The sequence below is a fragment of the Planococcus sp. S3-L1 genome (genome assembly GCF_030063085.1).
In the GTDB taxonomy this organism is placed as follows: domain Bacteria; phylum Bacillota; class Bacilli; order Bacillales_A; family Planococcaceae; genus Planococcus; species Planococcus kocurii.
Genome location: NZ_JASISN010000009.1, coordinates 91,829 through 105,546, shown reverse-complemented (window position 1 = coordinate 105,546; position 13,718 = coordinate 91,829). Strand labels below are relative to the sequence as shown.

The following is a 13,718-nucleotide window of genomic DNA, read 5'->3' as shown; positions in this document are numbered from 1 at the left end:
TAATGGGGAGATGATTAACTGAAGGATGTGAGATCCATGAACGATAAACCTAGTATTGAAGAAGGCCAGAAAATTCCGATGACCATTAAACGACTCGGCATTAACGGCGAAGGCATTGGCTATTTTAAACGTAATGTTGTATTTGTTCCAGGAGCTCTTCCAGGTGAAGAAATCGTGGCGCAAGTAACTGTAGTCAAGCGCAACTTTGCACAAGCACGCATTATTAAAATCTTAAGCGCTTCTCCCCATCGTCAGACACCACCTTGTCCAATTTATGAAGCATGCGGCGGCTGTCAATTGCAACACATGACGTATGATCAGCAATTAGTTGAAAAGCGGGATCTTGTCGTACAGGCATTGGAGCGCTACCTAAAAGGGACGACCGTGCATGTTGAGAAAACCATCGGCATGGAAGAACCGTGGCGTTACCGCAACAAGAGCCAGTTCCAGACACGCTTAAAAGGCACAAAAGTTATCGCAGGATTGTTTGCAGAAGGCTCTCATCAACTTTTGGATATTGATGAATGTATCGTTCAGCACCCCGATACAACGGTCATTACGAACGCAGTCAAGCGAATTTTGGAAGAATTGAAAATGCCAATATACGATGGCAAGACGATGAAAGGCATTATCCGTACCATCGTTGTCCGCACTGGTGTTAGAACGGGTGAAATTCAACTGGTCTTAGTGACGACACGTTCGAAGATTCCACAAAAAGAATTATTAATGGAACGTCTGCAAAAAATCGATACAAACTTAGTATCAATCGTTCAAAACATCAATAAAGAAAAAACTTCTTTGATTTTTGGAGACGAAACGATTACATTGTTCGGCAAAGATACGATCCACGAAGAGTTAGGCGAATTGGCATTTGATTTATCAGCACGTGCCTTTTTCCAACTAAATCCGACGCAAACCGTCAAACTATACGATGAAATCAAACGCGCTGCTGAATTAACTGGACAAGAAACGGTCGTCGATGCTTATTGTGGCGTCGGAACGATTGGACTTTGGCTAGCAGACCGTGCTAAAGAAGTTCGGGGCATGGACGTTTTACACGAAAGTGTGGTTGACGCTAAAGCCAATGCCAAAGCACAAGGCTATACAGCAAAATATGTTACAGGTACAGCCGAGAAATGGTTGGAGCTTTGGAGCAACGAAGGATTTGTTCCGGATGTGTTAACCGTAGATCCACCACGTACTGGACTTGCCGATTCACTTTTGCAAACTATTTTAAAAGTAAAACCGAAGCGTTTTGTTTATACGTCTTGCAATCCTTCCACTTTAGCTAAGGATTTACAGCAATTAACTAAAATCTACCGCATTGAATACATTCAACCGGTCGATATGTTCCCACAAACAGCGCAAGTAGAATCTGTTACAAAATTAGTACTGAAATAAAAAAAGCTGATGCTAGAGGCATACCTCTAGGCATCAGCTTTTTTGTTAAGCATTACTCGTTTTCATTGGATTTTTCAGGGCAATCGGTACTGTAATTATTAGTAAAATACCAGCGATGAGCAGCAGAAAACTTACCCCTCCTGAGAATTGAACAAATAATCCACCCATTGTAGGTCCTGCTAAGCTGCCAATACTAAATCCGATTCCACATAACAAGTTCCCTGTTGGCAATAACTCTTTTGGCATCACATCTGCCATATAAGATATACCCAGTGAAAATGTTGAACCAACAAACATACCCGCTACTGCAAAAAATCCAACAGTTACCCAAGCATTCGATTCATAAAAGCTAGCAGTAGCAAAAACTAGCGCTCCACCGGCCAATGCTACTAACAGTACTTTTTTTCGACCGATGCGATCACTCAAATTCCCAAGTGGCAATTGCGTAACAATCGCTCCTGCTGAAAAAGCGGCTAGCATAATCGAAACCATTCCAACTTCAATAGACTGACGAAGCGCATAAACTGGATAAATGGCATTGAGTGAAGCTTCTAAAAATCCATAGCCCAGCGGTGGAAGAAAGGCAACCCAAGCAATGAGGATGGCTGCTTTAAATCGTCCTACCGTACCTTTTGCTGTCATAGCACTTCCCGTAACTTCAGGAAAATCATTTCTAAGCAAAAAAACCAATGACCAAGCTAGCAAACACAATAAACCTGAAATGATGAATGGCAGAGCTTCAAACACTTCTACCATCGGAACAAATAGTGGACCCGCTCCAAAACCGATACTGAAAGACATCCCATAAATCGCGATATTACGTCCTAACCGGTGGTGTGGCGACGTACTCGTAATCCAAGTTTGCGTTGAAAAATGTAAGGCTTGATCACCAATACCAATTAAAATACGCAACACAAACCAAAACAACACTGATTTCCATAACGGAAAAAGAAAAAGCGATACGACAACTAATCCTCCGCCTACTAAAATCAATGGTTTGTAACCAAATTTTCGCAATTGCGGTTCCATAAAAGGCGCGATTACTAATGTTCCAATATACAAACCTGTGGCACTCAAGCCATTTAATGCGGAAGATACACCATCCTGTTCAAAAATAACTGCGATTAATGGCAGCAGCATGCCTTGTGAAAAGCCTGAAATCGAGACAATGGCAACAAGAATCCAAAATCGGCCACGCTCACTTTTTGAAAATTTCTTCATAATGCCTCCTCGAACAAGCATGTTCTTTTGTATTTAATAAGATTTCAGATACAATTCTAACATAGGGAGGCGTTACAAGATGAACTATTCAATGAACGAAAACGGCTTTACAGGGCATTTGCCTTTTGGTGACATCCAAATTTCAGGCGACGAGGAATATGGTTTTAGACCTTATCAATTATTGATCTCTTCGTTGGCTGTATGTAGTGGTGGGGTTATGAGAAAAGTCCTCGATAAAATGAGGATGCCTGCTAAAGATATTCAAATCGAAGTAACAGAAGTTGTTCGCAATGATGAAGAAGCTGGTCGTGTGGAAAAAGTTCATTTACACTTTACGATTACTGGTGACATTGACGAAAAGAAAATGGCGCGTGTTATGGAATTAACTCGAAAAAACTGCTCAATGGTTCAGTCGGTAAAGGATTCTATCGAAATCATTGAAAGCTTTGAAGTTCGTCAAACATGATAAAAGGCTCATTCTATATCTGATGTCAGATTAAGGATGAGCCTTTTACAGTTTATATACAGTTAAGTTATCTTTCATAAATGCCATTTTCGGCTAAGACGCCGGTGAAATGTGCGAACCGCCTCCTTCGAATTTTCTGATGCTGTGATGTGGTTTCGCTGATTCCCTTCGGCCTCCCCTCTCTTTTGATTAACCTTAACTTAACACAAAATTTATATTAAGTAAATATTCAAAATAGTAAAACTAGTAAAATAATTAGTTCTACCTATAGTTATTGAATTCGTCTCCATTATCCGTTACGATTAATAGGCGAAATGAGGTGTATCAAATGGGAAAATCCATTACGAATAAAGAGCAACAAGTTTCTTATATGAAACAGCGCTTAAGCATGTTTTTAGAAGTATTAGATGCTATCGAACCTGAAAACACAGAACTCGAAGACATTGATCGGTTAATCGCGATGGTTGATGATTTGGATGATAAAATGAAACAATTCCAGTCACGTCCTTCTGAAGATCGATAAGCAGTAAATCCGTTGCCTTTTGGCAGCGGATTTTTTTATCTTTTACTGTAGTGATAGCTGCTCTATTGCTTAGAAGTAATGTGATAGACTACACAGTAATAGAGTTTTAGTTTTTCTTTTCTGCACCTCCGTCCTTCAGAATTTTTAATTCGACAAATCGATTTAGAAAGGCAGGTATCGCTCATGCTATTTTTAAAAACCCATATCGAATTGAATGCCTCGTTGTTTTCAGGATTTTTAATTGTCATCGCGTTTATACTAGATCTACAACAGTATTCCACTTATTCAGTCACTACCTTTTTACTAGCTTTTGTAATTGGTGGTTATGCCAAAGCCAAATATGGCATATTGAAAACTTTAGAAGATAGACAATTAAATGTTGAAATCTTAATGATTTTAGCAGCAGTTGGCTCTTCTATTATTGGCTATTGGGCAGAAGGCGCCATCCTAATTTTTATCTTTTCTTTAAGTGGCGCGCTAGAAACGTACACAATGAACAAAAGTCGGAAAGAAATTACCTCGTTAATGGAAATACAGCCCGAATCAGCCTGGCGCGTTCAAAATGGACAAACACTGCGCGTCCCTTTAGGTGACTTGGACATTGGTGATTATATCGTCGTAAAACCTGGTGAGCGAATACCAGTTGATGGGGTTTTACATACTGGCCAAAGTGCTGTAGACGAATCAGCCATCAGCGGTGAAGCTCTTCCTGTCTCGAAGTATGAAGAAGATGAACTATTTGCAGGGACAGTCAATTTGTCAGGTGCCATCACGATAGAAATGACGAAGCCCAGTTCTGAAACTTTGTTTCAAAAAATAATTGATTTGGTTCAGTCCGCACAAAGTGAAAAGTCCCCTTCTCAGCAATTTATCGAACGCTTTGAAGGTCGTTATGTGAAAGTCGTTCTTGCAGGTTTTGTCATCATGCTATTTGCGCCACATTACGTTTTCGGTTGGGATTGGAACACAACACTTTATCGCGCTATGGTCTTACTTGTAGTAGCTTCTCCTTGTGCACTTGTCGCTTCTATTATGCCTGCCACGCTTGCGGCCATTTCTAACGGCGCAAAAACAGGAATTATCTTCAAAGGTGGTATGCATTTAGAAAATCTGAGCTTGGTTCGTGCTATCGCTTTTGATAAAACGGGCACATTAACACGCGGTCAACCTGAAGTTACAGACTTTGTTATTCGCAAAGGCGCAGATCCTCAACTGACAATGGCAAGAATTGCAGGAATTGAGACACAATCGAATCATCCTTTAGCAAAAGCTATTAGTGATTTTGTTGTTTCTAAAGGAATTGTTCCATTGCCTAACTTATTAATTGAAGATATTCCAGGTAACGGCTTAAAAGCACTGATTGAACAAGAAGAATTTCTCGTCGGTAAGCCGAAATTTGTTGGCGAACAGCTAGCAGAAGTTTTTGAAAATGGGCTATTGGCGAAACTAGCCAATCAAGGAAAAACGGTGACCTTCGTTCGAGACCGCGAAGGAATTCTTGCCGCTATGGCGTTAAAAGATACAGTTCGTACTATTACCAAGACAACGATTAATGAGTTGGAACAACTAGGGGTTTACTGCATTATGCTAACAGGTGATAACCACAAAACAGCAGCGGTGATTGCCAAAGAAACTGGAGTCACTGACTATGTCGCAGAATGCATGCCTGCTGATAAAGTAGAAGAAATAAAAAAATTGTTAAAAAAGTATAAATACGTTGCGATGACAGGTGATGGCATAAATGACGCACCTGCTTTAGCAACGGCAACAACTGGCATTGCGATGGGTGCTGGAACCGATATTGCACTGGAAACCGCTGATGTTATTTTGATGAAAAACGATTTATCACGCATAGTCTACGCAATCAAGCTTTCACGCAAAATGCAGCGGATCGTCAAACAAAATATTTTCTTTTCTGTTTCAGTCATTATTTTATTGATCATCTCAAATTTTTTTCAGACGATTACTTTGCCCATTGGCGTCATCGGACATGAAGGCAGTACCATTTTAGTTATTTTAAATGGGTTGCGTATGTTGAATCGCAGCATATAAAAAGAAGGCATTCTGAATGAGTGACAATTCAGGATGCCTTCTTTTTGAAATGTCGCCGTTCTTTCATGACAGCGTTAATCTGCCCACCAATTATTAATACCATAGCCGAAATATAAAGCCAAAGCATTAAGATAATCACGCCTCCGATGCTACCGTAAGTTGCTGAAAAATTACCAAAATTGCTAATATAAATTGAAAATAGATAGGAAATCACCAACCAACCGATTGCGGCGAATGCAGCGCCTCCTAAGACGCTTAAAATATTCATTTTTACGTTTGGAGCTAGCCAGTAAATGATGGCACAAGCAACAAATGTAATAATCGTTGGGATGGTAAAACGGATTGAGCTCCAAAGTGCAAGAAACCCTTCTTCCAATCCTAGAAACGAAAAAATCAACAAGCCAAGCTGTTCACCGAAAACGGGCAATGCTAAAGCAATAATCAAAATCAAAATTAGCAAAATAGTCATCAAAATAGACATACCACGCGCGATGAGAAGCGGACGATTTTCTGTTACTTTATAAGACGTATTCAACGACTTGATTAACGAATCCATCCCTAAACTTGCTGACCAAATCGTCGCTAAAATCCCAAAGGACAACAATCCAGTGTTTTGACTTGTCAAAATCTCTTGTAATGTGCTTTCAATCAGCACATAAACCTCTCCAGGTACCACTTCTTGCATATAACTAAAAATTTGCTCTTCTGACAAAGATAAATACGGTAAAAGGGTTACTAAGAAAATCAGTAGAGGGAAAATGGACAATAGGAAAAAAAACGCCAACTGTGCTCCTAGTCCTGGCACGTCGACGTCTTTAATCCGTTGCAACAATTCTTTTAAAAACCCGCTAGTCGTTGTTACATCAAACCTATTTAAACGGGCGCGTTCTTTACTATTAGTTGGTTGTTGCCCTACAGGTTTCATCGGGACAAACAACCTATAATCGATTTTGGGAATTTGAACTCCCATTAGCTTGATTTTTTGTGTGACCGGCATCGTTTGATGATGATCCAGAAGTGCTATCGTTGTCTCCTAAAGAAGTGCTTGGTGATGGATTGTCTTCTTTGACGGCTGATATTACATCATCTTTTGTTTCAACAACAGCAGCTTTTGTATCCATAAATACCTCTTTTGTTTCGAGTGCCATTTCTTTTACTTGTGGCGTCATTTCTTTCAATTCATTTACTTTACTGCCAACGTAAGAAGCATCTTCAGAAATACGAGAATATAGGTTTTGTGCTCTTTCAGCTTGATGCTGGAAAGCCTGTACCAATTCATCTCTATTTGATGCATAGTATTTTGCGCTATTGCTTGCTTTTTTTGATTTTTGAACAACATCGTTTCTAGTATTACTGTCGAGTAATGAAACAATAATTCCTACTGCTGCCCCTACTAATAAACCTGTCATTAATTTGTTTTGACTCATCCTAAATTCCTCCTAAGATAAAAATAATTTTTCACATCTGTTTAGAATTTTCCCTAATCTTAAAAATTTTAAACGCTAATCTAAAAGTTATTTTTAAAAAATAGCTTGACTATCTTTAGAAAATTTCGGAATATTATGTTTACAGGAGGTTTTACAGATAAAAAGGAGAGATAGAAGGGGGAGAGATTATGTCACAAGTTGAAGAGTTATTGGGCACAATTAGCGGTTACATCTGGGGACCGCCTTTATTGATTTTATTAGTAGGTACTGGAATTTTCTTAACTGTCCGTCTCGGTGTTCTACAGCTTCGTCTATTGCCCTATGCCTTGAAACTAGTTTTCACTAAAAATACGGATAAAAGCTCTGAAGGAGATATCAGTCACTTTCAGGCACTCTCCACTGCCATGGCTGCTACAGTCGGTACCGGTAATATTGTTGGTGTCGCAACAGCGGTTATTCTCGGCGGACCAGGTGCTATTTTCTGGATGTGGTTCTCAGCATTCTTCGGGATGGCCACGAAATACGGTGAAGCGGTTCTCGCAGTCAAATACCGTGTAGTGGATGCTAAAGGTCAAATGGCTGGCGGACCTATGTATTACTTGGAGCATGGATTAAAACAGAAATGGCTAGCTGTTTTATTTGCTATCTTCGGTGCCCTTGCTGCGTTTGGTATTGGTAATGGCACACAGTCAAACTCAGTTGCTTCGGTTGTTCGTGATACGTTCAGCGTGCCCACATGGATTACAGGCATTATTTTAACCATTTTTACGGCGTTGGTTCTGCTCGGTGGAATTAAGAGCATTGGACGCGTTACTTCATTCTTTGTTCCTTTCATGGCATTGTTTTACATAATCGCAGGAATTATTATTATGATTTTGAACATGGAATTGATTCCAGGAGCTTTTGCTACAATTTTCAGTGCTGCCTTTACAGGTGAAGCAGCAGTTGGTGGTGCTATTGGTGCCGCTATCCGCTACGGTGTGGCACGCGGCGTCTTCTCCAACGAAGCAGGACTTGGTTCCGCTCCGATTGCAGCAGCTGCTGCCATAACAGATCTTCCGGGACGTCAGGCATTGGTGTCTATGACACAAGTGCTTTTCGATACAATCATCATTTGTTCGATTACAGGTGTCACCATTGTCATGTCGGGTCTTTATAAAGACGAGTCACTGGAAGGCGCTGCTTTAACAACTGCTGCTTTTGAACAATTTTTAGGAAGTGCCGGTCCACTTGTAGTGGCGATTGGCTTAATTTTCTTTGCATCCTCTACGATTATTGGATGGTCTTATTACGGAGAGAAATGTTTCCAGTATTTATTCAAAAATCCAGCATTGTTAGTCGTTTATCGCATTGCTTTCGTAGCTATGGTTTTCGTCGGTGCAACCGTTTCACTTGATGTTGTTTGGACGTTCTCTGACGTGATGAATGGTTTGATGGCGTTCCCGAACTTAATTGGTCTTCTTGGTTTGTCTGGCGTTATTGTCTTCGAGACAAAACGCATCGTTGCTAAAATCAAAGAAGAAAAAGAAGCAGAACGCTCTGGCAATTGACATTGCATTTGAATAATGAAATGATAAAGTATACCCATCCGAAAGGCAGGAACTTATCATGGACTTATCAACACCTTCTCCAGAGAATGTTAGCTTTATGATTGAAGAAATAAAAGCAAAATTACGCATGGTCAATGTAGATGCAATGAAAGCTGAGCATTTTAATGCATCTCAATATGAAGACTTGCATGAGCTTTACGAAGTTGTCGCAAATCGCGATAAATTTAGTACGAGCGAAATGCAGGCCATTGCTACTGAGCTTGGTTCTTTACGTAAATAGGATAATTAAAATCCCCTGAAGGAGTCTCCTTTAGGGGATTTTTGATTTGATGCTGTTAATATGCCTGTCGGAGCAAAACGGTCGTTTCAGCTTTTCTTTTTGGCTAGCTTCAACGACCTGCTCCTCGGGTCATAACCCATCCCGACTATGCGCCTGTAAACATGTCGCTTCGCCGGTCTGGTTTATGCCTGTCGGAGCAAAACGGTCGTTTCAGCTTTTCTTTTTGGCTAGCTTCAACGACCTGCTCCTCGGGTCATAACCCATCCCGACTATGCGCCTGTAAACATGTCGCTTCGCCGGTCTGGCTTATGCCTGTCGGAGCAAAACGGTCGTTTCAGCTTTTCTTTTCATAATGTACGACATACCAGCCGCCTTCTTTTATGACAGTTTGGATGCTGAGTAGTTCGAGTCCTGCTTGTTCTCCCCATTCAGCTAGTTCTTCGCGTTCAGGCAACCGGTATAGGTTGTCGAATGATGAGAAAAAGCTATTAAAGACATTGGCAAAAGGTGGGCTGTCACTACCTCCGGCAATAGGTGTAATGATGGATAACATGCCTTCTTCTCTAACCCAGCTAGCCAATTCGTTGAAAAGTTCTTGACGTTTTTCAAGGTCGATATAGTGAATGACGTTGTTCATCATGACCATATCTTGTGGGTTGTCAGGTTTGTATTTCCAAAGATCTGCTTGTTCGATTGTAATATTTTTGTTTTTTTCCGTTAGTTTCTTCGCAACTTCTATTACTGAAGGGCTGATTTCAATGCCTGTGAAATGTGTATTTGGGAAGCGTTCAGCTAACTTTTTAATGTAGCCACCTTCACCGCAGCCAATATCTAATACTGAATCCGCATGTGTTTCTTTTAAGCGTCTAGCTATTTTAGGTAAGGCCAATACTTCTAACAAACGACTTGTTTCAGCTACTGTCGACGCATGTTTTTCTTCATCGTAATGAAGACGCTCTTGGTTACGCATCATGTCTGGATAACTTAAAAGTGTCGGAATGTGCAATTCCATCATTTCTTTCAGTAGCACACCTGAAGAATTATTGCCCTTTGGTTTTGGCAATTTCCAGGCATTCCACGTTTTGTAGCGATTTCTTTCCACCTCTTTTAAATGACCGATAGAAACCCCAATACTCACCCACTGCGTTAAAAGATCTTCATCAAGTTGCAACGCATCTGACACGTCAAATTTTGTCATGGGTCGATCAAACGCTTTAAACAAATCTAGCTCATAGCCGACATATGCGTGCCAGCTATACAAAAAAGGTTCGTTCCGTTTCATATACATCCTTGCCTTAAACATCTTCATTACATCAATCATATGAGTCCCTCCGTTTTCCATGGATAATCTTCTTCCGGTGTATAATACCTTAATTCTTTCGTATCTTTAGCTAAGTCTTTTATACGGACTGGCATAATGCCTCCTTGAATAAATCGGTCTCGAACGTTTTCTTTCCACATGCCTAGTCCTGAAACATTCAGCATTTGTTTAAAATGAAGAATTGGATCTTCTTCCATTCGTTCAAATGTTCGCTGACGTAAGTAACTCACCGGTTTAAATGGAAACGAATAAGCCAGTGCGGCTAAATGACTTAGCTGGATAACATGGTCCGCCCGTTTATAGCGAACCTTTTCGTACCATTTCAAATTAGTAAGATCGGTTTGTTGCCGTTCAAACATATCTGCCGTTAGTTCGCCGAGAACATCGGCATCTTGAATTGCCATGTTCATGCCTTCTCCTGCCATTGGATGAACCGCATGACTGGCATCTCCAATAATAGCCTTATTGTCTTTTACATATGAATCAGCATGATACATTACAGGAATCATTAATTGTATTTTTTTCCAATCAAGCAATTGCTGTACATAGCCGTCTACTACAGGTGCTAAGTCTGTATAGAGTTTATGAAAATGACTAATTGGTTTTTCTTTTAATGCTTTGTAATCTCCAGGGGGTATTAAATAAACACTGCGAACCTGATCGTCCGGCAGTGGAAAAAGGCCCAAAAAGCGATTGTATGTAGAAATAATTTTACCATCTGTAAAATCTTCTGCACGTGGAAACGTCACTGTTAGAAAGTGGTGGTTGTAAGTAGTTTGTTTGACCTCAACTTCCATCGCTTTACGCGTAACCGATGAACGCCCTTCTGCTCCGAAGAAAAACTGTGCTTCTACTTCAAATTTTTCTGTCCCTTTTTGAAGCAAAGCTGTACCGTCTCCATACCCTTTACAAGCCACACCCTTTAAATAGCGGAAATTATCAAACGCACAAGCGGCTTTTAAAATGACGGTCTTTAATTCTTCATGATGCATCATATAAGCTGCATTGTACTTACCCGGCAGCACACTATAATCCATGAACGATTGATCTTTTACTTGCAAGGAACTTGAAAGTTCCAGCATATCTAAAACTTTTATTTCATTTGAGCGATTGCATATTTGTTCGTACAGTCCAAGACTATCGAATATCTGCATACTTTTTGGCTGTAGCAGTTCTCCCTTATAAGTAGGTGCCTTAACAGCCATCCGTTCAGCGAGAACTACATTGACACCACGTTGCACCAATTTCAAAGCAAGCGTCAACCCTCCAATGCCCCCACCGCCAATGAATACATCTGCCTTCATCCGCATCATCCCCTTGTGGCTCTTTACCCTAAATTCAATGGAATGAAAACCCATTAAATGCTTCAACTAAAAAAAGAAGCCCACGAATGGACTTCTCTACACAAGCTATTTTTAAAGTTTATTGTAAGCTACAGCAAGTTCTGCTCCAACTTTTGCATTATGCTTCACTAATTCGATATTAGCGACCAAGCTTTTTCCTTCAGTCAATTCTTTCACTTTACCTAGAAGGAAAGGAGTTACTTCTTTACCAGAAATGCCGTTGTCATTTGCTTCAGCCATTGCCTGTGCAATGATGCCGTTAATGAATGACTCTTCTAGAGCATGTTCTGCTGGAATTGGATTGGCAATAACTGCTCCGCCTTTGATTCCTAAATCCCATTTCGCTTTTAAGACTTGTGCAAGTTCTGCTGCATCGTCACTGCGGAACGTTAAGTCAAATCCGCTTGTACGCGTGTAAAATGCCGGCATTACATCTGTCTGATAGCCGATAACTGGAACGCCTTTTGTTTCAAGGTACTCCATTGTTAAGCCAATATCCAAAATCGATTTTGCACCTGCACACACAACAGCTACTCCCGTATTGGATAACTCTTCAAGATCAGCTGAAACATCCATCGTCGTCTCAGCGCCTCTATGCACCCCACCTATGCCGCCTGTTGCGAAAACACGAATGCCTGCAAGTTCTGCACAAATCATCGTCGCAGCCACCGTTGTAGCACCGATTTTTTTTGTAGCGATTAATTGGCCGATATCCCTTCTTGAAACTTTAGCAACACCAGGTGTATTGCCGAGCAATTCAAGCTCTTCTTCAGACAAACCAATTTTAATCTTGCCATCCATAATGGCAATGGTTGCTGGAACTGCTCCATTGTCACGGATAATTTGCTCGACCATACGAGCCGTTTCGACATTCTGTGGATAAGGCATACCGTGTGAGATAATCGTCGATTCGAGTGCTACGATCGGTTTTTTGACCTCTAGTGCCTGCTGTACTTCAGTTGAATAAGATATCATGTTTGTCATTGTAATTCCTCCAGTTCTTTTTGTAGTTGTACTGCCGTCAATTCGTGCCGTACTGTGTCGTTACTTGCTAGCGTTTTTGCTGCATTCATCATACCTGTACGAATAATTGTTTCGAATTCTTGATCCTCCATGACACTGTGGACAATGGCACTTGAAAATGCATCGCCAGCCCCTGTTACATCGGTGACTTGATTGACTTGCATAGAAGGATAATAACGAATGCCGGTAGAATTCCCAGCCATTGCTCCTTCTTTTCCAGCTGTAATAACTACAGCTTCCGCTCCTCGATTTACTAATTGTTGAACTGCTTGTTGCCAGTCATCTAGTGAATCGATGGACACTTGCAAATATTTACTTGCTTCGTCACGGTTTAAGATTAGCCAGCTGATTCCAGTCAAATCTTCACTTAACCGATCCATTTTTGGAGCAGATACGGGAATGACCGCCAGCGGGATTTTATTGGCAGAAGCTAACTGTCTTACATATTCAACAGTTTCCAGAGGACAATTTAAATCGATGACGAGAAAAGCAGCTGATAATAGCGTACTGTCATTTTTAGAAATATACTCCGGTGTCAGAAAATCGTAAATTTTCATATCAGCCATCGCCAACAGCATTTCACCATCGGGTTCTAAAATGGCGGTATATGTTCCCGTCGAAAATCCTTCGACAGCTTTGGTTAGTTCAGTCGACATAAACGAGTTTGACGCTGACTCGATTAACTTCCATTCTGAATCATTGCCTACAATGGACAACAGTTTAACAGAATGACCGAGTCTTCCTAGATTCTCGGCTACATTTCTTGCCACTCCGCCAACGCTACCGGATACTGATGCAGGATTTGACGTTCCCATCTGCGTCCGATGTTGAATCAAAAATTTTCTGTCGACATTGGCACCACCGATGCAAATCACCGTTTTTTCTTCTGGCAACACATAAGCACGTCCTAAAATCTTTCCCTGTTTCATTAAATTCGAAATAAAGTTGGCAAGCGACGGTCTAGACATATTCAAGTGTTCTGCCATCTCCTGCTGTGACAAATAAGGGTTTCTTCGGATCAATTCCAACACTTCTACTTCTTTTTGATTCATCGTAACACCTCCAAATTAAACATTTGTTTAAACTATAAACTTTTATAACTATAATAGCA

13 protein-coding genes are annotated in these 13,718 nt (G+C 40.7%); 6 read left to right on the top strand and 7 right to left on the bottom strand.

Going from position 1 to position 13,718, the window contains the following annotated elements:
* Positions 1-36 precede the first annotated feature (36 nt).
* A complete protein-coding gene (rlmD, locus tag QMF37_RS10580) occupies positions 37-1,401 on the top strand; it encodes a 23S rRNA (uracil(1939)-C(5))-methyltransferase RlmD (protein WP_058386012.1) in 1,365 nt (454 codons plus the stop codon).
* Positions 1,402-1,446: 45 nt separating this feature from the next.
* Here rlmD and QMF37_RS10575 read toward each other — a convergent pair whose 3' ends face one another.
* Positions 1,447-2,622: an MFS transporter gene (locus QMF37_RS10575; protein WP_071153278.1), complete on the bottom strand. Its 1,176-nt coding sequence runs from the start codon at positions 2,620-2,622 to the stop codon at positions 1,447-1,449.
* 79 nt (positions 2,623-2,701) lie between these two features.
* Between QMF37_RS10575 and QMF37_RS10570 the strand changes: the two genes are divergently transcribed.
* The 3 genes from QMF37_RS10570 to QMF37_RS10560 all read left to right on the top strand — a co-directional run bounded on the left by QMF37_RS10570 (position 2,702) and on the right by QMF37_RS10560 (position 5,663).
* Positions 2,702-3,088 carry an OsmC family protein gene (locus tag QMF37_RS10570; protein ID WP_071153277.1) on the top strand — a complete coding sequence of 129 codons (387 nt, stop codon included), beginning with the start codon at positions 2,702-2,704 and terminating at the stop codon, positions 3,086-3,088.
* Between the two features lie 328 nt (positions 3,089-3,416).
* Entirely contained in the window at positions 3,417-3,611 is a 195-nt protein-coding gene (locus QMF37_RS10565) for an SE1561 family protein (protein WP_058386015.1), read from the top strand.
* A gap of 183 nt (positions 3,612-3,794) precedes the next feature.
* A complete protein-coding gene (locus QMF37_RS10560) occupies positions 3,795-5,663 on the top strand; it encodes a heavy metal translocating P-type ATPase (protein ID WP_071153276.1) in 1,869 nt (622 codons plus the stop codon).
* Between the two features lie 28 nt (positions 5,664-5,691).
* Here QMF37_RS10560 and QMF37_RS10555 read toward each other — a convergent pair whose 3' ends face one another.
* Positions 5,692-6,588 carry a YihY/virulence factor BrkB family protein gene (locus QMF37_RS10555; RefSeq protein ID WP_071153304.1) on the bottom strand — a complete coding sequence of 299 codons (897 nt, stop codon included), beginning with the start codon at positions 6,586-6,588 and terminating at the stop codon, positions 5,692-5,694.
* Between the two features lie 13 nt (positions 6,589-6,601).
* Positions 6,602-7,090, bottom strand: coding sequence for a YtxH domain-containing protein (locus tag QMF37_RS10550; protein WP_058386017.1), 489 nt, complete (start codon positions 7,088-7,090; stop codon positions 6,602-6,604).
* A 188-nt stretch (positions 7,091-7,278) separates the two neighbouring features.
* On the opposite strand from QMF37_RS10550, the gene QMF37_RS10545 reads away from it, so the two are divergent.
* Both QMF37_RS10545 and QMF37_RS10540 read left to right on the top strand, forming a co-directional pair.
* The gene (locus tag QMF37_RS10545) at positions 7,279-8,640 is read left to right on the top strand and encodes an alanine/glycine:cation symporter family protein (RefSeq protein ID WP_058386018.1); all 1,362 of its coding nucleotides are present in this window, start codon (positions 7,279-7,281) and stop codon (positions 8,638-8,640) included.
* 58 nt (positions 8,641-8,698) lie between these two features.
* Entirely contained in the window at positions 8,699-8,920 is a 222-nt protein-coding gene (locus QMF37_RS10540; protein WP_058386019.1) for a DUF1128 domain-containing protein, read from the top strand.
* A 334-nt stretch (positions 8,921-9,254) separates the two neighbouring features.
* On the opposite strand, the gene QMF37_RS10535 is transcribed toward QMF37_RS10540, so the two are convergent.
* From QMF37_RS10535 to QMF37_RS10520, 4 genes are all read right to left on the bottom strand, one after another.
* Complete coding sequence (locus QMF37_RS10535; RefSeq protein ID WP_078080214.1) at positions 9,255-10,241, bottom strand: class I SAM-dependent methyltransferase; 987 nt, start codon at positions 10,239-10,241, stop codon at positions 9,255-9,257.
* A complete protein-coding gene (locus QMF37_RS10530; protein WP_283478318.1) occupies positions 10,238-11,545 on the bottom strand; it encodes an FAD-dependent oxidoreductase in 1,308 nt (435 codons plus the stop codon). Before QMF37_RS10530 ends, QMF37_RS10535 begins: the two co-directional genes overlap by 4 nt.
* Positions 11,546-11,656: 111 nt before the next feature.
* Entirely contained in the window at positions 11,657-12,568 is a 912-nt protein-coding gene (locus tag QMF37_RS10525; protein ID WP_283478317.1) for a pseudouridine-5'-phosphate glycosidase, read from the bottom strand.
* Positions 12,565-13,659 (bottom strand): carbohydrate kinase, encoded by a 1,095-nt coding sequence (locus QMF37_RS10520; RefSeq protein ID WP_283478316.1) that lies wholly within the window; start codon positions 13,657-13,659, stop codon positions 12,565-12,567. The genes QMF37_RS10525 and QMF37_RS10520 overlap by 4 nt, the downstream gene beginning before the upstream one ends.
* Positions 13,660-13,718: the final 59 nt, after the last annotated feature.